The organism is Mesorhizobium sp. KR9-304 (assembly GCF_040049215.1).
Taxonomy (GTDB): Bacteria; Pseudomonadota; Alphaproteobacteria; order Rhizobiales; family Rhizobiaceae; genus Mesorhizobium_K.
Map to the genome: position 1 here is coordinate 605,149 of NZ_JBDZDN010000003.1, position 23,394 is coordinate 628,542.

22 protein-coding genes are annotated in these 23,394 nt (G+C 64.0%); 10 read left to right on the plus strand and 12 right to left on the minus strand.

The window, feature by feature from the left end:
* Positions 1–13: 13 nt before the first annotated feature.
* A complete protein-coding gene (locus ABLE71_RS19155) occupies positions 14–955 on the minus strand; it encodes a carbohydrate kinase family protein (protein WP_348785046.1) in 942 nt (313 codons plus the stop codon).
* Between the two features lie 286 nt (positions 956–1,241).
* Here ABLE71_RS19155 and recA point away from each other — a divergent pair, with 286 nt between their 5' ends.
* Together recA and alaS are read left to right on the plus strand one after the other, a co-directional pair.
* The gene (gene recA / locus ABLE71_RS19160; protein WP_348785047.1) at positions 1,242–2,336 is read left to right on the plus strand and encodes a recombinase RecA; all 1,095 of its coding nucleotides are present in this window, start codon (positions 1,242–1,244) and stop codon (positions 2,334–2,336) included.
* Positions 2,337–3,081: 745 nt separating this feature from the next.
* On the plus strand, positions 3,082–5,754 hold the full coding sequence (gene alaS, locus ABLE71_RS19165) for an alanine--tRNA ligase (protein ID WP_348785048.1): 2,673 nt from the start codon (positions 3,082–3,084) through the stop codon (positions 5,752–5,754).
* An 82-nt stretch (positions 5,755–5,836) separates the two neighbouring features.
* Here alaS and ABLE71_RS19170 read toward each other — a convergent pair whose 3' ends face one another.
* Complete coding sequence (locus tag ABLE71_RS19170) at positions 5,837–6,424, minus strand: helix-turn-helix domain-containing protein (protein ID WP_348785049.1); 588 nt, start codon at positions 6,422–6,424, stop codon at positions 5,837–5,839.
* Positions 6,425–6,532: 108 nt separating this feature from the next.
* On the opposite strand from ABLE71_RS19170, the gene ABLE71_RS19175 reads away from it, so the two are divergent.
* Positions 6,533–7,564, plus strand: a complete 1,032-nt coding sequence (locus tag ABLE71_RS19175) for an aldo/keto reductase (protein ID WP_348785050.1) — start codon at positions 6,533–6,535, stop codon at positions 7,562–7,564.
* Positions 7,565–7,679: 115 nt separating this feature from the next.
* Here the strand turns inward: ABLE71_RS19175 and ABLE71_RS19180 are convergent, their stop codons facing one another.
* From ABLE71_RS19180 to ABLE71_RS19200, 5 genes are all read right to left on the minus strand, one after another.
* Positions 7,680–8,894, minus strand: coding sequence for an NADP-dependent isocitrate dehydrogenase (locus tag ABLE71_RS19180; RefSeq protein WP_348785051.1), 1,215 nt, complete (start codon positions 8,892–8,894; stop codon positions 7,680–7,682).
* A 225-nt stretch (positions 8,895–9,119) separates the two neighbouring features.
* The gene (locus ABLE71_RS19185; RefSeq protein ID WP_348785052.1) at positions 9,120–10,355 is read right to left on the minus strand and encodes an ABC transporter permease; all 1,236 of its coding nucleotides are present in this window, start codon (positions 10,353–10,355) and stop codon (positions 9,120–9,122) included.
* Positions 10,352–11,068: an ABC transporter ATP-binding protein gene (locus ABLE71_RS19190; RefSeq protein ID WP_348785053.1), complete on the minus strand. Its 717-nt coding sequence runs from the start codon at positions 11,066–11,068 to the stop codon at positions 10,352–10,354. The genes ABLE71_RS19185 and ABLE71_RS19190 overlap by 4 nt, the downstream gene beginning before the upstream one ends.
* A complete protein-coding gene (locus tag ABLE71_RS19195) occupies positions 11,046–11,474 on the minus strand; it encodes a hypothetical protein (protein ID WP_348785054.1) in 429 nt (142 codons plus the stop codon). Before ABLE71_RS19195 ends, ABLE71_RS19190 begins: the two co-directional genes overlap by 23 nt.
* A 73-nt stretch (positions 11,475–11,547) precedes the next feature.
* Entirely contained in the window at positions 11,548–13,092 is a 1,545-nt protein-coding gene (locus ABLE71_RS19200; protein WP_348785055.1) for an alkaline phosphatase, read from the minus strand.
* A gap of 279 nt (positions 13,093–13,371) precedes the next feature.
* On the opposite strand from ABLE71_RS19200, the gene ABLE71_RS19205 reads away from it, so the two are divergent.
* The 6 genes from ABLE71_RS19205 (at position 13,372) to ttcA (ending at position 18,040) form a co-directional block, all read left to right on the plus strand.
* Positions 13,372–14,253: an RNA methyltransferase gene (locus tag ABLE71_RS19205; RefSeq protein WP_348785056.1), complete on the plus strand. Its 882-nt coding sequence runs from the start codon at positions 13,372–13,374 to the stop codon at positions 14,251–14,253.
* Positions 14,246–15,088 carry a glutamate racemase gene (murI, locus tag ABLE71_RS19210; protein WP_348785057.1) on the plus strand — a complete coding sequence of 281 codons (843 nt, stop codon included), beginning with the start codon at positions 14,246–14,248 and terminating at the stop codon, positions 15,086–15,088. The genes ABLE71_RS19205 and murI overlap by 8 nt, the downstream gene beginning before the upstream one ends.
* A 21-nt stretch (positions 15,089–15,109) precedes the next feature.
* Positions 15,110–15,298, plus strand: a complete 189-nt coding sequence (locus tag ABLE71_RS19215) for a DUF3008 family protein (protein WP_348785058.1) — start codon at positions 15,110–15,112, stop codon at positions 15,296–15,298.
* 245 nt (positions 15,299–15,543) lie between these two features.
* Positions 15,544–16,161 carry a 30S ribosomal protein S4 gene (gene rpsD, locus ABLE71_RS19220; RefSeq protein ID WP_348785059.1) on the plus strand — a complete coding sequence of 206 codons (618 nt, stop codon included), beginning with the start codon at positions 15,544–15,546 and terminating at the stop codon, positions 16,159–16,161.
* A gap of 76 nt (positions 16,162–16,237) precedes the next feature.
* On the plus strand, positions 16,238–17,167 hold the full coding sequence (locus ABLE71_RS19225) for a glutaminase (protein ID WP_348785060.1): 930 nt from the start codon (positions 16,238–16,240) through the stop codon (positions 17,165–17,167).
* Between the two features lie 15 nt (positions 17,168–17,182).
* Positions 17,183–18,040 carry a tRNA 2-thiocytidine(32) synthetase TtcA gene (gene ttcA / locus ABLE71_RS19230; protein ID WP_348785061.1) on the plus strand — a complete coding sequence of 286 codons (858 nt, stop codon included), beginning with the start codon at positions 17,183–17,185 and terminating at the stop codon, positions 18,038–18,040.
* A gap of 28 nt (positions 18,041–18,068) precedes the next feature.
* Here ttcA and ABLE71_RS19235 read toward each other — a convergent pair whose 3' ends face one another.
* Both ABLE71_RS19235 and grxD read right to left on the minus strand, forming a co-directional pair.
* Complete coding sequence (locus ABLE71_RS19235) at positions 18,069–19,304, minus strand: multidrug effflux MFS transporter (protein WP_348785062.1); 1,236 nt, start codon at positions 19,302–19,304, stop codon at positions 18,069–18,071.
* Between the two features lie 98 nt (positions 19,305–19,402).
* A complete protein-coding gene (gene grxD / locus ABLE71_RS19240) occupies positions 19,403–19,735 on the minus strand; it encodes a Grx4 family monothiol glutaredoxin (RefSeq protein WP_348785063.1) in 333 nt (110 codons plus the stop codon).
* 240 nt (positions 19,736–19,975) lie between these two features.
* On the opposite strand from grxD, the gene ABLE71_RS19245 reads away from it, so the two are divergent.
* Positions 19,976–20,692, plus strand: a complete 717-nt coding sequence (locus ABLE71_RS19245; protein WP_348785064.1) for a phosphodiester glycosidase family protein — start codon at positions 19,976–19,978, stop codon at positions 20,690–20,692.
* Here the strand turns inward: ABLE71_RS19245 and ABLE71_RS19250 are convergent.
* The 3 genes from ABLE71_RS19250 to purL are packed head-to-tail and all read right to left on the minus strand — an operon-like array spanning position 20,686 to position 23,394.
* Complete coding sequence (locus ABLE71_RS19250; RefSeq protein ID WP_348785065.1) at positions 20,686–20,913, minus strand: hypothetical protein; 228 nt, start codon at positions 20,911–20,913, stop codon at positions 20,686–20,688. The two genes, ABLE71_RS19245 and ABLE71_RS19250, sit on opposite strands and share 7 nt — an antisense overlap.
* Before the next feature lie 5 nt (positions 20,914–20,918).
* On the minus strand, positions 20,919–21,152 hold the full coding sequence (locus ABLE71_RS19255) for a BolA family transcriptional regulator (protein WP_348785066.1): 234 nt from the start codon (positions 21,150–21,152) through the stop codon (positions 20,919–20,921).
* Positions 21,153–21,165: 13 nt separating this feature from the next.
* A complete protein-coding gene (gene purL, locus ABLE71_RS19260) occupies positions 21,166–23,394 on the minus strand; it encodes a phosphoribosylformylglycinamidine synthase subunit PurL (RefSeq protein ID WP_348785067.1) in 2,229 nt (742 codons plus the stop codon).

Here is a 23,394-nt window from a genome sequence, read left to right on the forward strand (position 1 = left end):
TCCGGATGCGGCCTCATCGCATTTCCTCGGGCGCCGACACAAGGGCCAACGCGTCAGCGAACGCTGCCCTCGAGAGCTCCGGCGTTGAGGTCGGGCTCTCGACAGCCAGCAGCGCCGCGGCCACGCCCTGGCGCAAAGCCTGGCTGAGCGGCAATCCCTCGAGCAGCGCCACGGTCATGGCGCCGGCCAGCGCGTCGCCCGCGCCGGTGACGTCGACGATCTTTCGCGGCGCCGGCGGCGCGATGGCAAGGACGTGGAATGCGTCGAACGCGATTGCCGTCCGGCTGCCTTGCGTGACGACGCCGCGCGCGAGCCCGCGCGCCTTCAGCCCGTCGATGATCGCCTCGACTGGATCGTCGCTACCCATGCCGGCCAGCGCTGCTGCCTCGCGGCGGTTCATGTAGAGGCAGGCCAGCGCAGGCAGGATGTCGGTGAGCCGCACCGCCTTGGCCGGCGAGATCGCGATCGCGAAGATCGGCTTTCCCTCGCCAAGGGCCGCCAGCCGCTGCAGCCCGGCGGCCGGAATGTTGGCGTCGCAGAGCACCGCGTCGGCGGCAGCCATCTCCGCACGCAGCTTCGCGCGCCTGAGCTGTTTCGGGAACGCGATCTCGTAGAGCGCCATGTCCGCCAGCGCCGCCACCACGTCGCCCTCGCTGTCGAGCAGCGCCGTGTAGCTGGGCGTCGCGCGGTCGAGGAACACGGCGGAGAGATCCGAAATGCCGGCTTGCGCGATTGCCCGCGCCACCGCATCGCCCACCGCGTCCCCGCCGCGCATCGAGACGATGGAGCCGCGCGCACCCAGTTGGACCGCGGTCCGCAGCGCGTTGAACGCGCCGCCGCCGACATCTTCGCGCATGGCGCCGGGGATCGACGCGCCCGGCACGAAGGTGCCAGTCATCCGGCCGCGCCTATCGACATGTGCGCCGCCCACGGCGAGGATGTTGTGAGATGTCATTTGTGGCCCGCGGCGCTTGCGCAATCCGCCCGGAGATTAGGTCGGCCGACTGCCACGGGCAACCGGAAGCGCCGAATCAGCGGCGGCCGGGATGCCGCCCGTCCGAGATTCCCGCCGGCGGCGTCAGGCGCGGATAGGCCGCAATAAAAGAACGAAACTTGAACGAATCGCATTATGCTAACTCAATCAGGTACATAGAGCCCCTTGCCAAATGAGAACAAAACGGGTACATAGCGTTGAAAGCAGCGAACGTTCCGGCCTTCATTGAGGATCAAGGGGTGATATCATGGCGCAGAATTCATTGCGGCTCGTAGAGGACAATTCGGTGGACAAAACAAAGGCTCTGGATGCCGCGCTTTCGCAGATCGAGCGGGCTTTCGGAAAGGGCTCGATCATGCGGCTCGGGGCCAACGAGCAGGTGGTCGAGATCGCCACGGTGTCGACCGGCTCGCTCGGGCTCGATATCGCGCTCGGCGTCGGCGGCCTGCCGCGCGGGCGCATCGTCGAGATCTACGGACCGGAAAGCTCGGGCAAGACCACGCTGGCGCTGCACACGGTCGCCGAAGCCCAGAAGAAGGGCGGCATCTGCGCCTTTGTCGACGCCGAGCACGCACTCGATCCGGTCTACGCCCGCAAGCTCGGCGTCGATCTCGAGAACCTGCTCATATCGCAGCCCGACACGGGCGAGCAGGCGCTGGAGATCTGCGACACACTGGTGCGCTCCGGCGCGATCGACGTTCTTGTGGTGGACTCGGTCGCCGCGCTCACCCCGCGTGCGGAGATCGAGGGCGAGATGGGCGATTCCCTGCCAGGCCTCCAGGCCCGCCTGATGAGCCAGGCGCTGCGCAAGCTGACCGCTTCCATCTCGCGCTCCAACACCATGGTCATCTTCATCAACCAGATCCGCATGAAGATCGGCGTCATGTTCGGCTCGCCCGAGACGACGACTGGCGGCAACGCGCTGAAGTTCTACGCCTCGGTGCGCCTCGACATCCGCCGCATCGGCTCGGTCAAGGATCGCGACGAGGTTGTCGGCAACCAGACCCGCGTCAAGGTCGTCAAGAACAAGCTGGCCCCGCCCTTCAAGCAGGTCGAGTTCGACATCATGTATGGCGAGGGCGTCTCCAAGACAGGTGAACTGGTCGATCTTGGCGTCAAGGCCGGCGTGGTCGAGAAGTCCGGCGCCTGGTTCTCCTACAACTCCCAGCGCCTCGGCCAGGGCCGCGAGAATGCAAAACTGTTCCTGCGCGACAACCCTGATACGGCGCGCGAGATCGAGATGGTGCTCAGACAGAATGCCGGTCTGATCGCTGAAAAATTCCTCGAGAACGGATCTCGTGAAGAGTTCGACGATGACGATGCGGCGGCCGGCGGCATGTGACCGGCCGGCAGACGATTGTGTTGCGTAACGGATCGCCGGCTTCTGCCGGCGATTCTGTTTTTGGGGTGGCCGGGTTGATTGCTGAACGTTGCCCGTCCGCAAGATCGAGAGGCCGTCATTGTCCCCTCAATTCCCGGGACGTGGATGGAATTTTTTGGAACACCGAGACCGGGATGTACCCCCCACGCGGGGGAGAAAGCGATTTCAACAGCTAAGTGCTGGAAGTGGAATTTTCGAAAGAGCTTTCTTCACCCCCCTCCGGCCTCCCGCATAATTCCTCCATCGCTCTCGCGGGAACCTGGTGCGCACCGGGTATCAGGGAGGGCGGCGGCGCCGGATCGGTCGCGCTAACGGTGGCGCGGCTGGGTGATGAGCCCTGAGGTCCGGGCCCTGACCGAGGTCGCGCGGTGAAAGAATTCGCTGCGTCCCCTCCAGGTGGGGCAAGCACGCCGGCGGGGCGCGGGAGACCGCGCCACGTAACTATAATTGAGAGGCTCGGCCCCGTGCCCCGCTTCCCGGACTCCCGAGCCCGTCGAAGGGCTCCAGCAATGGCCAGATGCGAAAGCAGGCGTGGCGATGATGAGACGCGCCGCGCCCCACGGAGGCCAGCGGAGGCAGCGAGCGCTCAACCGTGAGCGAAAGGAACGCGACCCATGCGAGTTTCTGGACAGCTATGGGAGCGACCGCTAAAAGGCCGAGACCCAAATTTCCGGCCTTTGCGGCCGGCGCATCAAAAGGCATTTCCATGAGTGGCGTGAACGAGATCAGGTCGACCTTCCTCGACTATTTCAGGAAGAACGGGCACGAGGTGGTGGCCTCCAGTCCGCTCGTGCCGCGCAACGACCCGACCCTGATGTTCACCAATGCCGGCATGGTGCAGTTCAAGAACGTCTTCACCGGCATGGAGAGCCGCCCCTATGTGCGCGCCACCACCGCGCAGAAGAGCGTGCGCGCCGGCGGCAAGCACAACGATCTCGACAATGTCGGCTATACCGCCCGCCATCTCACCTTCTTCGAGATGCTCGGCAATTTCTCCTTCGGCGATTATTTCAAGGAGCAGGCCATTGAGTTCGCCTGGAACCTGATCACCAGGGAATTCGGCCTGCCCAAGGACAAGCTGCTCGTCACGGTGTACCACACCGACGACGACGCTGCCGCGCTGTGGAAGCGGATCGCCGGCTTCTCCGACGATCGCATCATCCGCATCCCGACCTCCGACAATTTCTGGGCGATGGGCGATACCGGTCCCTGCGGCCCGTGCTCGGAGATATTCATCGACCGCGGCGAGCACATCTGGGGCGGGCCGCCCGGAAGCCCGGAGGAGGATGGCGACCGCTTCCTCGAGTTCTGGAACCTCGTCTTCATGCAGTTCGAGCAGGTGACGAAGGAGGAGCGCATCGACCTCCCGCGCCCCTCGATCGATACCGGCATGGGTCTCGAGCGAATGGCCTCCATCCTGCAGGGCGTGGAGAGCGTTTTCGAAACGGACCTCTTCCGCCACCTCATCGATGCGACGGCTTCGGCCCTTGGCCGCGGTCCCGGCGCGGACGATGTCGCGTCCTTCCGCGTCATCGCCGATCATCTGCGCTCGTCCTGTTTCCTGGTCGCCGACGGCGTGCTGCCGTCCAATGAAGGCCGAGGCTATGTGCTACGCCGGATCATGCGCCGCGCCATGCGCCACGCCCAGCTGCTGGGTGCGAGCGAGCCGCTGATGTGGAAGCTGGTGCCGTCGCTGCTGCGCGAGATGGGACAGGCCTATCCGGAGCTGGTGCGCGGCGAGGCGCTGATATCAGAGACGCTGAAGCTCGAGGAGACGCGCTTCGGCAAGACGCTGGCGCGCGGCCTCGTTCTTCTGGCCGACGCGACGGAGACGCTCGGCGCCGGCGACATGCTGGACGGCGAGACGGCGTTCAAGCTCTACGACACCTATGGCTTCCCGCTCGACCTGACCCAGGATGCGCTGCGCCAGCGCGACATCTCGGTCAACCTTGCCGGCTTCACCGACGCCATGGAGCGGCAGAAGGCCGAGGCGCGCGCCCATTGGGCGGGTTCGGGCGAGGCTGCCACCGAGACCGTGTGGTTCTCGCTGCGCGAGAAGGTCGGAGCGACGGAGTTCCTCGGCTACGAGACTGAGGCCGCGGAGGGCGTCGTGCTTGCGCTGGTGAAGGACGGCGCCGTCGTCGATGCGGCAGGCGAGGGCGAACAGGTCGCGGTGGTCGTCAACCAGACGCCGTTTTATGGCGAGTCCGGCGGCCAGATGGGAGACACCGGCGCAATTTCCGGCGAGGGTTTTGCGATCGACGTGACCGACACGCAGAAGAAGGCCGATGGTCTGTTCGTTCACCTCGGCCGCGTGGCGAAGGGAACCGTGAAGACCGGCGCGGCTGTCGAGCTGAAGGTCGATCATGCGCGCCGCACACGGCTGCGTTCCAATCACTCGGCCACGCACCTCATCCACGAGGCGCTGCGCGAGGTGCTCGGCACCCATGTCGCGCAGAAGGGGTCGCTGGTGGCGCCCGAGAGGCTTCGCTTCGACATCTCGCACAACAAGCCGATTGCGGCCGGCGAGCTCGAGGAGGTCGAGCGTATGGCGAACGAGATCGTCGTGCAGAACAGCCCGGTCACGACCCGCCTGATGTCGGTCGACGACGCCATTGCGGAGGGCGCCATGGCGCTCTTCGGCGAGAAATATGGCGACGAGGTGCGCGTCGTGTCGATGGGCACCGGGTTACATGGCGACAAGGCGAACCGGCCCTATTCGGTCGAGCTTTGCGGCGGCACGCATGTCAGGTCGACCGGCGATATCGGCCTGGTACGCATCGTCTCGGACAGTGCGGTCGCCGCCGGCGTGCGGCGCATCGAGGCGCTGACCGGCGAGGCGGCTAGAAAACATCTCGATGAGCAGGATCGGCGGCTGAAGGCGGCGGCGGCGATGCTCAAGGTCGCGCCTGCAGACGTGCCGGCGCGCGTGGAGGCGCTGCTCGACGAGCGCAAGAAGCTGGAGCGCGAACTTTCGGACGCGCGCAAGAAGCTGGCGCTGGGCGGCGGTGCCGCGGCCAGCGCCAACGGGGCATCGGAAAGCGAGACCGTCGCAGGCGTAGGCTTCCTCGGCAAATCGGTCACCGGTGTCGCGCCCAAGGATCTGAAGTCGCTTGCCGACGCCGGCAAGACTTCGCTCGGCTCCGGCGTCGTGGTCTTCGTCGGCGCCGGAGAAGACGGCAAGGCGAGTGTCGTCGTCGGCGTGACCGACGATCTCGTCAAGCGCTTCAGCGCCGTCGATTTGGTGCGTGCCGCCTCCGCCGCGCTTGGCGGGCAGGGCGGTGGTGGCCGTCCTGATATGGCGCAGGCCGGTGGTCCGGATGCAACCAAGGCAGCCGACGCGATCGCGGCGGTCAGGGCGGCGCTGGAAGCGGCCTGACTTAAGTCCAGGCCCGCGGCAGTATTGGGGTTTTGCGGCAAGGGCCAAATTCCGCTTTGTGGCCTTTGCGGACTTTGGGCGACTAAGGTCGCCCTCTGGCGTTGTACCGAATCCCGTCGATCAACAATGACACCATTCGTCGGGACTCCTTCGTGATGCCGCCCTTCCCGTCTGGCGAGCAGAGATGCGCGATTGCCATCAGGAGATCCGCCGCTTCGACGTCCGATCGGACTATTCCCGCGGTTGCAGCTGCTTGCAGAAGACCAGATGCAGCAGGCGCCAAATGTCCCATCAAATACGCAGGCAGCGGCTCGAAAGCCGGATCGCCTGAGTGCAAGGCTGCGGATAAACCACGCTTCGCAGCTACGAACTGGATAAATCGGTCGAGCCAGCGCTCCAGCGCCTCGCCAGGCTCATACTCTTCGGCGAGGGTAGAGGCAGCAGCAGCGCAGGCGTCCACCTCTTTGCGGAATACGGCGACGATCAGGTCGGACCGTTGGGGGAAGTGTCGGTAAAGCGTGCCCACTCCCACCCCCGCCTTCTCGGCGATGTCCCGCACGGGAGCATCGACACCGGAAGTCGCGAATACCTCCATGGCGGCATCGAGCAGCGCATGCAGATTGCGCCGCGCATCGGCACGCGCGGGTTTCCCGTCTTTCGGTTCAGCCAAAGATATCCTTCAACCTCTTGCTAACCGGAACAATGTTCCGTATTAAATGGAATGCCGTTCCGTTTAGCACGAACGGGCGCCGTTGACCACTGCGGAAAGGACAATGCCATGCAATACCGTACGCTCGGACGAACCGGCATTAAGGTGAGCCCCTACTGCCTGGGCGCCATGATGTTCGGGGGAATGGGCAACCCCGACCACGAGGATGCCATTCGCATCATCCACAGGGCGCTCGATGCCGGCATCAACTTCATCGACACCGCAGACCGCTATAGTGCCGGTGAGTCCGAGGAGATCGTGGGCAAGGCGCTGAAGGGTCGTCGCGACAGCATTGTGCTGGCCACGAAGTTTCATGGGCCTATGGGCGACGACCCGAACATGCAAGGCAATTCGCGGCGGTGGATCATTCGCGCGGTCGAGGGTTCGCTGCGCCGCCTCGGCACCGACTATATTGACCTCTATCAGGTTCACCGGCCATCGCCGGACACCGACATCGAGGAGACGCTCTCGGCGCTGACCGACCTGATGCGCGCCGGCAAGATCAGAGCGATCGGCTCCTCGACCTTCCCGGTTTCGGAGATCGTAGAGGCGCAGTGGGTGGCGGAGCGCCGCGGGCTCGCCCGCTTCCGCACCGAGCAGCCGCCTTACTCCATCCTCGACCGCGGCATCGAGCGCGACATGCTGCCGACCTGCCTGCGCTATGGCATGGGGGTGATGGTGTGGAGTCCGTTGTCCAAGGGCATGCTCACGGGCAAGTACCGCAAGGGCCAGCCGATGCCCGACTCGCTACGGGCGAAATTCATGCCCCGGCAGATGTCGGATGAGCGCAGCCTCGAGGTCGTCGAACAGCTGCTCCCGCTGGCAGGGGAAGCCGGCCTGTCGCTAACCCACATGGCGATGGCCTTCGTCATGGCGCATCCCGGCGTGACCTCGGCCATCCTCGGGCCGCGCACGATGCAGCATCTCGACGATCTCCTGGCCGGAGCCGAGGTGCGGCTCGGCGAGGATTTGTTGGACCGGATCGACCGGATCGTGCCGCCCGGGGTCGACGTCGGCCTCAACGAGGCCAACTACATCCCGCCGGCACTGGTCACAGCCGAGCTTCGGCGCCGCCCCGTAAGCGAACGCGCGGCAGCCTGACAAGAGTACTGAAGGACCGGGTTCCTTCGACGTCCGGTCCCGACGCGAAGCGGAGCCTTCAACAAAAAGCCCCGGATCGCTCCGGGGCTTTTTTGCTTAACGTGATACCGCAAAATCAGGCGGCCATCGCCTTCCTCAGATTCTCGTCGATCTTGTCCAGGAAGCCGGTGGTGGAAAGCCACGGCTGGTCGGGGCCGATCAGTAGCGACAGGTCCTTGGTCATGAAGCCGGACTCGACGGTCTGGATGCAGACCTTTTCGAGCGTGTCGGCGAATTTCTTCAACTGGGCGTTGTCGTCGAGCTTGGCGCGATGCGCGAGACCCCGCGTCCAGGCGAAGATCGACGCGATCGAATTGGTCGAGGTTTCCTCGCCCTTCTGGTGCTGCCGGTAGTGGCGGGTCACCGTGCCGTGCGCGGCTTCGGCCTCGACGGTCTTGCCGTCGGGCGTCATCAGCACCGAGGTCATCAGGCCGAGCGAACCGAATCCCTGGGCAACCGTGTCGGACTGCACGTCGCCGTCATAATTCTTGCAGGCCCAGACATAGCCGCCCGACCATTTCAGGCTCGACGCGACCATGTCGTCGATCAGGCGGTGCTCGTACCAGATCTTCTTGGCCTTGAACTCGGCGGCGAACTCGCTGTCAAAAACCTCCTGGAAGATGTCCTTGAAGCGGCCGTCATAGACCTTGAGGATGGTGTTCTTGGTCGACAGATAGACCGGATAGCCGCGCAGCAGGCCGTAGTTGAGCGAGGCGCGCGCGAATTCGCGGATCGAATCGTCGAGGTTGTACATGCCCATGGCGACGCCGGCTGCCGGCGCGTCGAACACCTCGTGCTCGATCACCTTGCCGTCCTCGCCGACAAATTTCATCGACAGCTTGCCCTTGCCGGGGAAGCGGAAATCGGTCGCCTTGTACTGGTCGCCGAATGCGTGGCGGCCGACGATGATCGGCTGCGTCCAGCCGGGCACCAGCCGCGGCACGTTCTTCATTATGATCGGCTCGCGGAAGATGGTGCCGCCGAGGATGTTGCGGATCGTGCCGTTAGGCGACTTCCACATCTTCTTCAGCTTGAACTCCTCGACGCGCGCCTCGTCGGGGGTGATCGTCGCGCACTTCACGCCGACGCCGTATTTCTTGATCGCGTTCGCAGCGTCGATCGTGACCTGGTCGTCCGTGGCGTCGCGGTGCTCCATGCCCAGGTCGTAATATTTGAGGTCGATGTCGAGATATGGGTGGATCAGCTTGTTCTTGATGAACTGCCAGATGATGCGGGTCATCTCATCGCCGTCGAGCTCGACGACCGGATTGTCCACCTTGATCTTCGCCATTGCCTACCTCGCTTGGGGAAACGGGCGAACGCCCGTCTGACTGGTTCGGGAAATGCGGCCCCTATAGCACTCGACGCAGGGAAGGCAAAGCCGGGTCGGACCAATGCAAAATGGCGATCTGTGGCCGCCGTTACCGGCTCGATCAGGTCAAAGCCTTGCCGGCGCCTCAGGCGCCGATCTTGCCGCCGCCCCGTTTCGTTATCATCGCGGGACGCACCGCCACCGTCACCCCCGAAGCACGTCGACCACCGATCGGTTGTGGACAAGCGCCGCCGGCGCCAGGGCGACGAGGCCCCCAAGCAGGACCAGAACTCCGGCAAGGATGAGTTCGGAACGTCCGATGGAGGCAGAGATCGCGATGCCGGACTGTTGCGAGATCGCGGCTGAAAGAACCTGGGCAACGGCGTAACCGAGACCGAGGCCGAGGATCGCGCCGGCGGCCACCATGGCGGTAATCCCGGTCCAGACGACCAGGAAAATATACGCCCGGGGTGCTCCGAGCGCCCGAAGAACGGCGAACCGCTCGCGTTGCAGCTGGATCAACGCCATCAGGCCGGCCATGATGGCGGCAACGACCAGCAGTCGCGTCGTCAACGCCATGACGTCGAGCACGGAACGTACGTCGCCCAGCACGGCATAGAGCTGCACGAGCACCTCGGCCGGAAAGAAGGCGGTCGAGTCCTGCGTGCGATAGGCGCTTCTCAGGCCATAGGCCGCAGCCACCGTGTCGGGCTTCACGACGACCGCCGGGACGCCGGGCAGATGGGCGGGATCGAAGGGCGGTCCGATACGCTCCTCGCCGGGCGGGTGCCCCGTAGGAAGCCCATGCACATGCCAGACCTGCTCGACAGGCACGATGATCGCGGCGTCCCAGGGCGTACCGGTCGCCGCCATGCGGCCGACGATGGTGAGATCGACATGGTGGGTTACGCCGTCATGTTCGTCATGGTCTCCGCCTTCGAGCGCGCCGAGGCCGCCTTCGCCATGGCCGTGGACCGGCTCGATGGTCTGGCCGAGGCGGAACGGCGAGGCGGCGCCGACAACCGCCTCGGTTTCGGTTTCGAACAGCCGTCCTTCGCCAAGTGCGCCGGACAGATGGGCGACGAATTCGGCGGTCGTCCCGACGACGGAAAAACCGTCGACCGAATCGCCGTAGCCGATGGGCGCGACAAGATCGGTCTTGGGTTCGGCGAGCAGGCGGGCCAGGACCTCCGGCTTCAGAAGCTCGATTGCCGACGGCTGCAGATAGACGATGTTCATGAGAAGTTCGGTTTGGCTGCCGGGAGCGCCGACGATGAGATCGAAACGATCGGCCGCCCGCGCGCTGCCCTGGCGCAGCGCACGTTCCTGCGCGGAGACGGCGATGCCCAGCGCAACCGCGATCGTCACAAGGCAGACGAACAGCAGCACCGTCGCACGATTTCGGCGGAACAGGGCCATGACGATCGGCAGAGGATTCATGCCATCACCGCCTGAGGCGTCGCCAGGCGTCCATGCGCGAGTTCGACGATCGTATCCGCGGCGGCGATCAGGTCGAGGTCATGAGTCACCACGACCACGGTGCGGCCGTCGCGACGGGCAAGATCGCCAAGCAGCGCGGCGACTGCCCTTCCGGACGCACGGTCAAGGCTTGCCGTGGGCTCGTCGGCCAGGATGATCGGCGGATCGAACATCAGGGCGCGCGCGATGGCGATGCGCTGCTGCTCGCCGCGCGAGAGCCCATGCAGGTTCTTGCGATTGCCGGGAACGCCCAGCTCCTTGAGCAGTGCATCGGCACGGCCGCGCAGCTTTGCCGCAGACAGCCGGTCGAACCAGGCCGCGACCATCACATTGCCGCTCGGGCTCAACTCGTCGATCAGATAGAAATTCTGGAAGACGAGCCCGATATTGTCGCGGCGCCAGCGGTCGCGGCGGCTTTCGCTGAGCTTCGAAACGTCCGTTCCATCGAACATGATGCGCCCGGAATCCAGGCGTACGAGACCGGACAGCGCATTGAGCAGCGTCGATTTGCCCGACCCGGATGCGCCAGTGACGGCGGTCAACCGGCCGGGCGCCGGCGCGAAGTCCACGGCGTCGAGCACATTGAAGGAGTGGCCGTCCGCATCGCGGAAGGCAACAGCCAGGCGCTCGGCGAAAAGCATCGGCACGCGCTCACGCCCTTCGGAAATCAGCATCGACCAGCCTGACCCGACTGACGAAGCCCATGGCTTCGTCCTTGTAGACGCCCAGCTCCAGCCGGCCGGAAACCCGGATCGGGAAGTTGAACGGGACGACGCTGATCGGCTCTTCGGTGTAGACCACGACGATGTCGCTCGGCCAGTCGGCTGCCGATTCACAGAACGGGCAGACGCCCATCGGCATCCTGGTCAGGACGAAAAAGGTCGATTCGGCCTTCAGGGGCGGCGCCATGAAGCCAGTCATCTCCACGTCAGCGCCGTTCAGGCTCTCGGCAAGCTTGGAGAACACGGTCTCCTTTTCATAGAGATCGCTGAAGTCGATCGACGTGGCGGCGAATGCACGACGTCCCGCAAGCAGCCCCGCCGAGAAAGCAGATACAAGAAGCATGCGGCGGTCGATCAATTGTCTTCTCCAATGCGAGCGGCCGCCGGCCGAGGCCAGCGACCGCCAAGTTGGCGGGAAGAAGCCTTCCCGCTCAGTTCGTTTCGGCGCCGAGGCCCGAGGCGTGGCTCATCACGTGGTAGATGTAGTTCTCTTCCACGGTTCCCTGAAAGAGGTGAGCGAACGGGCCCCAGGCATAGATCGCGACATCGTCGCCGGCATGGGTTTCGCTGCCCATAGGCACGGTTGCCGGCTGGAGATAGTCAATGCTCAGCGTATCGGTGTCGGTCAGGTCGGGGCGAATGCCGGCAGGCTGCGCCTTGGTCTTGTCCTCGTCCTTGCCGAGCGGCGGGAAATAGGCGCCCGGACCGTTGGCGTAGCCGAGCGTGGTGTAGGGCTTGCCGTCGCCTGCGAGTTCCAGTTCGCCTTCTACGTTGACGACCTTGCCGAAGATCGGATTGCCGCGCTTCGGATAGCCGTTGATGGTCATGGTGTGGCTGTGGTCGGCGGTGACGACGACCAGCGTATCCTCGCGCGAGGTCTTTTCGAGAACAGTCTTGATCGCCGCATCGAAGGCAAGCGTGTCTTCGAGAGCGCGCGCGGCGTTGCCGGCGTGGTGGGCGTGGTCGATACGGCCGCCCTCGATCATCAGCACATAGCCGTCCTCGTCCTGGGCGAGACGGTCGAGCGCCTTGGCTGTCATCTCGGCAATCGATGGCTCGCCGGCGGCGTCCTTCGCCCTGTCGGCTTCGTATTCCATATGGCTCATGTCGAACAAACCAAGGATCTTGGCGCCCGACTTCACATCGACGGCGTCGAAGCCCTTCTGGTCGAACACAAAGACGTTGTTGTTGGACTTCTTCGTCCATTCGGCGGTCAGATCGCGGGCATCCGTCCGGCGGCCGGTCTTTTCGGTATCCTCGGGGTCTTTCATTTCCGCAGGGAGGAAATAGGCCCGGCCGCCGCCGAGCACGACTTCAAAGCCATCGCCGGCCGTCCAGTTGACGAGCTGGTCGGCGATGTCCTTGCAGCCCGCGGCCTTGGCTTCTTCCGGAAGTTCCTTGGTGCTCTCCCAATCGCGCACCGGTGTATGCGCGTAGGCCCCGGCCGGCGTGGCGTGCGTGATGCGAGCGGTGGAGACGACGCCGGTCGCCTTGCCGGCTGCCTCCGCCAGTTCGAAGATCGAGGTCACTTCGCCGGCGAGCGCGGCCTTGCAATCGCCGACCGGTACAGTCTGGTTGACGCCGATGACGTCATTGCGGGTTTTCACGCCGGCGACCATGGCAGTCACGGTCGGGGCCGAGTCCGAAACCTGGCCGTCATGGCTATAGGTCTTGGAAAGCGCCGTGTAGGGGAAGGTGTCGACCGCGATGCTGTTCGACTCGCCGTCGACGCCGCGCTTCTGGCCCTCAAGGATGCGTGCAGCGGTCACCGTCGCGACGCTCATGCCGTCGCCTACCATGATGATCACGTTCTTCGCCTTGCCGGTGATCGGCTGGATTGCTAGGCGGCGGGCAAGGTCGGCCTGCGCGGCGGTAAAATAGCTGTCGCCGGTCTGGGGCAGCTTGTCCTGGGCAGTGGCGGGAGCGAGCGCCAGCAGCGAAGCACCGACGAAAAGAAGTGGTGTTAAACGTCGCATAGGTTTCATCCTCTTGATCCGATGGGGGCGACCCGGCAAAAGCCCAGAGCCATGGTCGCCTATTAGGCAGGGGCAAGTGACATGCCTATGACAGGTCAAAGCGTCGTAGGCACCGGAGGTAATCGATATATCGAGCCGCGGCTGTTATGACGGGAGAGAGACCGGTATTCTGGTCTTTCGGAGCGTGCCGGTGTTCACGAAGTGTGCATTTTTCGTGATGTCGACATAGTTAATCCGGCCCGCTACATGCGAGCGGTCCGGAACAACCGAGGCGAGACATTGGAAAGTAAGGCAGCCGACGCGAGCGCAGAAACAGGGCAAGCCCCTGCCATCATTCTGGTCGAGCCGCAGCTGGGCGAGAACATCGGCATGGTGGCCCGCGCGATGGCGAATTTCGGCCTCGCCGAGCTGAGGCTCGTCAATCCGCGCGACGGCTGGCCGAACGACAAGGCGCGCGCCGCCGCGAGCCGGGCCGACCATGTGATCGACGGCGCGGTGCTCTACGACGGCCTGCGCCCAGCGCTGGCCGACCTGAACTTCGTCTTCGCGACCACCGCGCGGGAACGCGACGGCTTCAAGCAGGTGCGTGGACCCGTCGAGGCGGGCAGGGCGCTTCGCTCGCGGGCGCGTGCCGGGGAGCGTACCGGCATCATGTTTGGACGCGAGCGCTTCGGCCTCTACAACGAGGAGGTGGCGCTGGCGGACGAGATCGTGACGTTCCCGATCAATCCTGAGTTCGCCTCGCTGAACATCGCCCAGGCTGTGCTTCTGATGTCCTACGAATGGATGAAGTCTGGGCTGGCAAGCGAGACTGACACGGCCTTCTCAAGTCCGGAGATCCAGCCGGCCGAAAAGCATCACATCCATGGACTGCTCGATCATCTGGAATCAGCGCTGGATGCGCGCGGCTATTTCCGCCCGACGGCGAAAAAGCCGAAGATGGTCGACAATCTGCGCGCGGTGTTGACGCGGCCGGGCTTCACCGAGGCGGAGATAAAAGTGCTGCGAGGGATCGTCGCGTCGCTCGACTATTTTTCGCCGCGCACGCCGCGCGGCGAAGGTTATCCGGAAAGGAAGGCCGAGGCCGATCGAGAAGCGCATGCTGACGGCGACTATCGGCGCAAACCCGCGCCCGTCGACAAGGGGCGCGGCGATGACTGACCGACCGATCCTGATGTTCGATTCAGGCATCGGCGGGCTGACCGTGCTGCGCGAGGCGCGCGTATTGATGCCCGACCGGCGCTTCGTTTATGTCGCCGACGATGCTGGCTTTCCGTACGGAGCGTGGGAGGAACCGGCGCTCCGGGAACGTGTGCTGGCGCTGTTTGCCGATCTGCTCCTGCGCTTTGATCCCGAAATATCCGTCATTGCCTGCAACACCGCCTCCACCCTGGTCATGGAAGCATTGCGCGAGAGGTTTCCCGGCCATCCATTCGTCGGCACCGTGCCGGCGATAAAGCCCGCCGCCGAGCGTACCCGCTCAGGTCTGGTCTCCGTGCTCGGCACGCCCGGCACGGTTAAACGGCAGTACACGCGCGACCTGATCAAGCAATGGGCATCGAAATGCCATGTCCGCCTTGTAGGCAGCGACAATCTCGCGGCACTCGCCGAGACCTACATGCGCGACGGCTTCGTCGACGAGGAGGCCGTACGCGCCGAGACCGCCCCCTGCTTCATCGAGAAGGACGGCGCGCGCACGGACATCGTCGTGCTGGCCTGCACGCACTACCCGTTCCTGGTGAACCGCATGCGCAAGACCGCGCCTTGGCCGGTCGACTGGCTCGACCCCGCAGAGGCGATCGCAAGGCGCGCGCTGTCGCTGCTTGCCGTCAAGCAACAGGCATCCGCCCCGGTCACGCCGCCGGAGCGGGCCGACGTGGCGATCTTCACTTCGGGCAAGGCTGAATTCACGACGCGCCGGCTGATGCAGGGATTCGGCCTGTCGGTTACCGACAGTGCCGCGGAACAATCGGTGTCCTTTGCAAGTTTTGCGTGAAAAGCTGCACGGAGAACCGAGATGCCTGCGAAATCGAAAGCACGGCAAAAGGCGGCCGGCGCCGCGCTGTCGGCCAAGCGCGGCGATACCAGGAAGAGCTCCCTCAAGGGTGCGTCGAAGGAGATGTACGAGTCGATGAGTGAAAAACAGCTCGAGGAATTCGCCGAGACGAAGCGAAAGGGGCTACCCGAAAAGAAGTCGAAGGACTGATCCGGACAGCCAAAGCCAGGATATCGACGCCAGCGGCAAAGCGTTGACAATACGCCCTGTTTCGCCTATCCACCCGCCAGCGCCGGGCCGAAAGGTCCGGCGTACTATTTGACGTGTCCCGTGGATTTTTCCGCAAAGCGTGCGTGGAAAATCCTGTCAGGCTTCGAAAACGGAGGCCAGAGGAGGGCGCGTTTCCTTCACCCGGAACATGAGGTTCCGGGTGAATCGTTTTGAAAGGGAATGCGATGAGCAAGCGCGAATCCGCGAAATACAAGATCGACCGCCGTCTTGGCGAGAATATCTGGGGCCGTCCTAAGTCTCCGGTCAACAAGCGTGAGTATGGCCCCGGCCAGCACGGCCAGCGCCGCAAGGGCAAGCTGTCCGACTTCGGTCTGCAGCTGCGCGCCAAGCAGAAGCTGAAGGGTCACTACGGCGACGTTTCGGAAAAGCAGTTCCGCAAGACTTACGAAGAGGCCAACCGCCGCAAGGGCGACACCTCGGAAAACCTGATCGGCCTGCTGGAGTCGCGCCTTGACGCGGTCGTCTATCGTGCCAAGTTCGTTCCGACCATCTTCGCGGCCCGCCAGTTCGTCAACCACGGCCATGTCAACGTGAACGGACGCCGCACCAACATCAGCTCGTATCGCTGCAAGGCGGGCGACGTGATCGAAGTGCGCGAGAAGTCGAAGCAGCTGGTGATCGTGCTGGAATCGGTGCAGCTCGCCGAGCGCGACGTGCCTGATTACATCGAGGTCGACCACAACAAGATGGTCGCGACCTTCGCTCGCGTTCCGGGCCTTGCCGATGTGCCGTTCGCGGTGCAGATGGAGCCGAACCTGGTCGTCGAATTCTACTCGCGCTGATCGGGCTTCACACTCTGGATTTGTGAGAAAGCCGCCTCCGGGCGGCTTTTTCGTCCGTGGAGACGGGAGATCGCTGATGGACGATCTGCAGGCGCTGGTGAACGGCATCCACCGTGAGATCGCCGCGCATACCAGGCGCGGCAAGGTGGCGGACTACATCCCGCAACTGGCCGCCGTCGATCCGGCGCATTTCGGCATCGCCATAACGACGGTGGACGGGCGGGAGTTCGTAGCCGGAGAGGCCGATACGGCCTTCTCCGTCCAGAGCGTGTCCAAGGTGTTCACGCTGACTTTGGCGCTGGGCATGGTGGGCGACCGTCTGTGGAATCGGGTCGGCCGCGAGCCGTCGGGCAGCGCGTTCAATTCCATCGTCCAGCTCGAGCACGAGCACGGCAAGCCGCGCAATCCCTTCATCAACGCCGGCGCCATCGCGGTAGCCGACGTGCTTTTGGCCGGGCATCAGCCCAAGGAGGCGATCGGCGAGATCGTGCAGTTCGTCCGCTTCCTGGCGGGCGATGACTCCATCGTCATCGACCAGCGCGTCGCCCGCTCGGAGGCTGAGACCGGTTTCCGTAATTTCGCGCTCGCCCAGTTCATGCGTTCCTTCGGCAAGCTCGACCATCCGGCCGAGCATGTGCTCGGCGTTTATTTCCACCACTGCGCGCTTGCGATGACGTGCCGGCAGCTCTCGCATGCCGGGCTGTTTCTCGCGGCCGGCGGCCGCAACCCGGCGACGGGACGTACGGTGGTGTCGCGGGACCGGGCGCGACGCATCAACGCGCTGATGCTGATGTGCGGCCACTATGACGGCTCGGGCGACTTCGCCTACCGCGTCGGCCTGCCGGGCAAGAGCGGCGTCGGCGGCGGCATACTGGTCGTGGCGCCCGGCAAGGCATCGATCGCGGTGTGGTCGCCCGGATTGAACGAGAATGGCAACTCGCTGCTCGGCTCGCTGGCGCTGGAGATGCTGGCGCATCGCACCGGATGGTCTATCTTTGGCGCCTAACCAAGGTTGATGACGATGAACATTGCCGTCACCGAAGATCCGCTCGCCGATGCCGAAGGCGGGACACATCCCATGTTCCGCGATGTGCCATCGTCGGTCGCCTTCAACAAGCTGCGCAAACGACTGGTTCGCCAGACGCGTGAGGCGGTCGAGCAATTTGCCATGGTCAAACCCGGCGACCGCTGGCTGGTGGCGCTATCGGGCGGAAAGGATTCCTACGGCCTGCTGGCGATCCTGCTCGATCTGAAATGGCGCGGCCTGCTGCCAGTCGAACTGCTTGCCTGCAATCTCGACCAGGGGCAGCCGAACTTTCCGAAGCACATATTGCCCGAATTCCTTGCGAGGCATGGCGTCGACCATCGTATCGAGTACCGCGACACCTATTCGGTGGTCACCGATAAGATCGCCGAGGGCAACACCTATTGCTCGCTCTGTTCGCGGCTGCGCCGAGGGCACCTCTACCGCATCGCGCGGGAAGAGGGCTGTTCGTCGCTGGTGCTCGGCCATCATCGCGAAGACATCCTCGAGACCTTCTTCATGAACCTCTTCCACGGCGGCCGGCTGGCGGCGATGCCGCCAAAGCTTTTGAACGATGAGGCCGATCTTTTCGTACTGAGGCCGCTCGCCTTCTGCGCAGAGGCCGACCTCGAAAAATTCGCCGAGGCGATGCATTTCCCAATCATTCCGTGCGACCTGTGCGGCAGCCAGGACGGCCTTCAGCGCAATGCCATGAAGGCGATGCTCGCCGATATCGAGACGCGGATGCCAGGTCGCAAGGACACGATGATCCGGGCATTGAGCAATGTGCGCCCGTCGCATTTGCTCGACCGCAAACTTTTCGACTTCGCGTCCCTTGGTGCAAGCGAGGACTGACCAGCCCGGATTTCGGGCGCGATCCGCCCTAATGGTGCGCCTGGAACAGCCTGCCGCGCTCGGCAATCAGCACGAAAATCAGCGCCGCTAGAGCTACGCCGCAGAAACCGGCCGCGAGCGGTGTCGTGGTGCCGTCGAAAAGCTGGCCGATCGTCGCGCCGATCATTCCACCGCCGACCGTCTGCATGAAGCCCTGGACCGATGACGCCGTGCCGGCGAGATGGCCGAGCGGCTCCATGGCGATCGAGTTGAAGTTCGAGCCGATCCAGCCGAACTGCAGCATGGCGGCGGCAAACAGCGGCACGAAGATGTAGATCGGCAGTTCCCCGAAGAGCGACAGCACAAACCAGACCGTGGTTACCGCCAGGAATCCGATCAGCGCGCCGTGCGACAGCTTGCGCATGCCGAAGCGCCCGACCAGCCGCGAATTGACGAAGGACGACACGGCCATCATGCCCGCCACTACGGCGAAGATGACGGGAAACCAGACACCAAGACCGTAGATGCCGACATAGACCTGCTGCGCGGAATTGATGAAGCCGAAAAGCGCGCCGAAGACCGACGTGGTCGCCAGCGTGTAGAGCAGCGATACGCGGGTCGTCAGCACGATTCGGAAGCCGCCGATGATCGTGCGCAGGTCGAAGGCGCGGCGATACTCCGGATGCAGCGTTTCCGGCAGCCGGAACGCGGTCCAGATGGTGAAGGCCAGCGCGATCAGCGCCATGACCACGAAGATCATGTGCCATTCGGAAAACAGCATCACAAGCTGACCGAGGCTCGGCGCGACGACCGGAACGACCATGAACACCATGAATACCAGCGACATTACCTCGGCCATGGCGCGGCCACCGAAGACGTCGCGGATGACGGAGACGGTAATGACCCGCGTCGACGCCGCGCCGAGACCCTGAACGAAACGCAGGATGAGCAGCGTCGTGAAGCTTGGCGCGAAGGCCGCTCCCAACGCCGCAGCCACATAGACGACAAGTCCGAACAGCAGCGGCGGACGCCTGCCGAAACGGTCGGAAAGCGGGCCGAAGGCAAGCTGCGCCAGCCCAAAGCCGGCGATGTAGGCGGTGATCACATACTGCCGGTGGTTCTCGTTCTCGACGCCGAGGCTGGCGCCGATCTGCTGCAGGCCGGGCAGCATGATGTCGATGGCCAGCGCATTCAGCGCCATCAGCGCGGCGGCGAGGGCGATGAACTCCCAGCGCGGAATCGGCAGGCTGAACGCCTTTGCTGATGGGGAAGCCTGCTGGTCCATGGGAGAAATTCCAAACAAAAAAGGAAAATGCGCCGGAAACCGGCGCATTCGCTAGGCGCGGTGCCCTTGTGGCGGGCAACGGCGATTCTTTCAGGTCTTCAGGCGGCCTTGACGGTCACGCCCTTCTCGTCGAGCAGCGACTTGAGTTCGCCCGACTGGAACATCTCGCGGATGATGTCGCAACCGCCGACAAACTCGCCCTTCACATAGAGTTGGGGGATGGTCGGCCAGTTGGAATATTCCTTGATGCCCTGGCGCAGTTCGTCCGAGGTGAGCACGTTGACGCCTTTGTAGTCGACGCCGACATAGTCCAGGATCTGCACGACCTGGCCGGAAAAGCCGCACTGCGGAAAGCCGGGGGTGCCCTTCATGAAGAGCACGACGTCGTTGCCCTTAACTTCGCTGTCGATAAATTCGCCGATTCCGCTCATCGTCTGTCCTTTCATGCCTGTGGGAGTCAGGCTCGAAACATGACACTCAAATAAACCGACAGGCGACCCGAAACAAGACGCGAACGATGCCCGCCATGGAAAGGTCGCAAAGGCACATGGTCATGCTGCCATGGATATTCAAACGGATTCCTCCTGTAGTTATCCATGAAAACATGGCTTCTCACGGCTTTCGGCGCTGTGTTGATCGCGGTCGGCTTTGCCTTGCTGTGGAGGCAGCCGATGCCGCCTACGCCGCCTGAAACGGCCAGCAATCTGCCCGACACGTGCCGCGACCTGGCCTTCGAAGGTGTTTCCTACATCGTCTGCGAGTTCGGGCTGGACGACCACGAGTTGGTTCTCAAGCGCGCTGACCGGGCTGGAAAGCCGTTCGGCGACCTCGCAAAACTGGCCGCCGCCGAGCCTTTTGTATTCGCCATGAACGCGGGCATGTATCACGAGGATTTTACACCGGTCGGACTGCACGTCGAGGACTGCAGAGAGCAGTCGCCGATCAATTTGGCCGACGCGGAGGGCAATTTTTTCCTGAAGCCGAACGGTGTCTTCTATGTCGACCAACAGGGTAATGCGGGCGCACTCGAATCGTCGGCCTTCGCCGCCGCCGGCATCAAGCCGCGATTAGCTACTCAGTCGGGTCCGATGCTCGTCATCGACGGGAAGATTCATCCGCGCTTCGAGGAGAACGGAACCTCGCGCCACATCCGCAACGGCGTCGCGGCGGATGGCGGCAAACGAGTGGCTTTCGCGATCTCACGTGGACCCGTCAGCCTCGGCAGCTTCGCGCGCCTGTTCCGGGATGCGCTTGGCTACAAAAATGCGCTGTTCTTCGACGGCACTGTCTCTGCGCTTCACGATGGCAGCAAGTACCTGATTGGCGGTGAGTATCCGGCGGGTCCGATGCTGGCCGTCCGCAAGAAGACCACGGCCGGCGTTCAGTAGGCGCGGCGCTTGGTTTTCGAACGGGACCGGACGGTTTTGCGGCGGCTCGTCTGCCGCTTCGCCGGCTTGATCAGTCTTTCCAGACGCCGTAACTGCTCGGCCACGGTCAATTTGGTCGTACGCTTGCGCCGCCTGGCACGCCTGCTGGACGATGCCTTGCGCGCCATGTCCTGGAGCACGTCGGTCACGACGCCCTTGATGAAATCGCCGATCGCCGACATGTCGCTTATTCCGGAGCGCTGGTTTGCAGTGCCAGCGCGTGCAGCACGCCGCCCATATTGCCCTTGAGCGCGTCATAGACCATCTGGTGCTGCTGCACGCGGCTTTTTCCCCGAAAACTCTCGGCCACGACTTCAGCCGCATAGTGGTCGCCATCGCCGGCGAGGTCGCGGATCGTCACCTTGGCGTCGGGGATGCCTTGCTTGATCAGCGTTTCGATCTCATGCGCATCCATTGCCATTAAAGATTCTCCGCTACTTGCCGTCCATGAAGCGCGGGAACCAGGCTTCGTGGGTGGACTTCAGTTCAGCGACCGGTATCGCACGCGCCTTGCCCAGTTTCAATTCGACGCCGCCCGTCGTGCCGATCCACGGGGCATGGATGCCGAGCGTCTTGGCATCGTTCCAGAGAGCCGCCATCTCATCGCTTTGGGGGTCGAGCTTGACGGTCACGAGGTAGCGGCCCTGGTCTTCGCCGAAGAAGACCGGAATGGGATCGGTTTCGGTGAGCCCAGGTATCGTAGCGCCGATGCCCGACGCCATCGCCATCTCGGCGAGCGCGACGGCGAGACCGCCGTCCGACACATCATGCACCGCTGTCGCTACGCCGTTGTGGATCAGCTTGCGCACGAAGTCGCCAACGCGCTTCTCATGGGCCAGATCGACCGGTGGTGGTGGGCCGTCCGTGCGGCCGTGGATGTCGCGCATGTAGATCGACTGCGCGAGATGCGTGCCCCAGGCTGGCGGCGCGCCGACGAGCAGGATGGCTTCGCCCTCGCGCGTGAAGGCGATGCGAGCCATCTTCGACCAGTCCGGCAGCAACCCGACGCCGCCAATCGTGGGCGTGGGCAGGATGCCCTGGCCGTTCGTCTCGTTGTAGAGCGAGACGTTGCCGGATACGATCGGGAAGTCGAGCGTCCGGCAGGCTTCGCCGATGCCTTTGATGGCCATGACGAGCTGGCCCATGATCTCGGGGCGCTCGGGGTTGCCGAAATTGAGGTTGTCGGTCGCGGCGAGCGGATCGGCGCCGGTAGCAGTCAGGTTGCGCCAGCATTCCGCCACCGCCTGCTTGCCGCCCTCAAACGGATCGGCCTCGCAGTAGCGCGGGGTGACGTCGGAGGAAAAAGCGAGCGCCTTCGTCGCATGGCCGTCGACCCGCACCACGCCGGCGTCGCCTCCGGGTAGCTGCAGCGAATTGCCCTGGATCAGCGTGTCGTATTGCTCCCAAACCCAGCGGCGGCTGGAGAGGTCGGGCCCGCCGAGCATCTTGAGCAGCGCATCGGCAACATCCGCCTGCGGGATGTCGTCGGCGGCAAGCGGCTGGCGCTTCTTCGGCTCGACCCATGGCCGGTCATATTCGGGCGCCTTGTCGCCGAGATCCTTGATCGGCAGGTTGGCTGCCTCGCTGCCCTTGTGCATGACACGGAAGCGCAGATCGTTGGTCGTGTGCCCGACGATGGCGAAGTCCAGCCCCCATTTGGTGAAGATAGCCTCGGCTTCCTTCTCCTTCTCGGGCCTGAGCACCATCAGCATGCGCTCCTGGCTTTCGGAGAGCATCATCTCGTAGGCCGACATGCGCTCCTCGCGCACCGGCACCTTGTCGAGGTCGAGCAGGATGCCGAGATCGCCCTTGGCGCCCATCTCGACGGCCGAGCAGGTCAGACCTGCCGCGCCCATGTCCTGGATGGCGATGACCGCGCCCGAGGCCATCAGTTCGAGGCAGGCCTCAAGCAGGCATTTTTCGGTGAAGGGGTCGCCGACCTGAACGGTCGGCCGCTTCTCCTCGATCTTGTCGTCGAACTCGGCCGACGCCATGGTCGCACCGCCAACCCCGTCGCGGCCGGTCTTGGCGCCGAGATAGACCACCGGCAGCCCGACACCCTTGGCTTCGGAGAGGAAGATTGCATCCGTCTTGGCCAGCCCCGCTGCGAAGGCGTTGACCAGAATGTTGCCATTGTAGCGGGCGTCGAAATTGACCTCGCCGCCGACAGTCGGCACGCCGAAGGAATTGCCGTAGCCGCCGACGCCGGAGACCACGCCCGCCACAAGATGCCTGGTTTTCGGGTGGTCCGGCGCGCCGAAGCGCAGCGCGTTCATGGCCGCGACCGGACGTGCCCCCATGGTGAAGACGTCGCGCAATATGCCGCCGACCCCTGTAGCGGCGCCCTGGTATGGTTCGATGTAGGATGGGTGATTGTGGCTTTCCATCTTGAAGACGACGCAGTCGCCGTCGCCGATATCGACAACGCCGGCGTTCTCACCCGGCCCCTGGATCACCCGCGGTCCGCTGGTCGGCAGGGTGCGCAACCACTTCTTGGACGACTTGTACGAGCAATGCTCGTTCCACATGGCGGAAAAAATGCCGAGCTCGGTGAAGCTCGGCTCGCGGCCGATGAGGTCGAGGATGCGCTGATATTCGTCCGGCTTCAGCCCATGCGCCTTGATCAGCTCGGGCGTGATGGCGACGGTGTTCTGGGCGGTCAT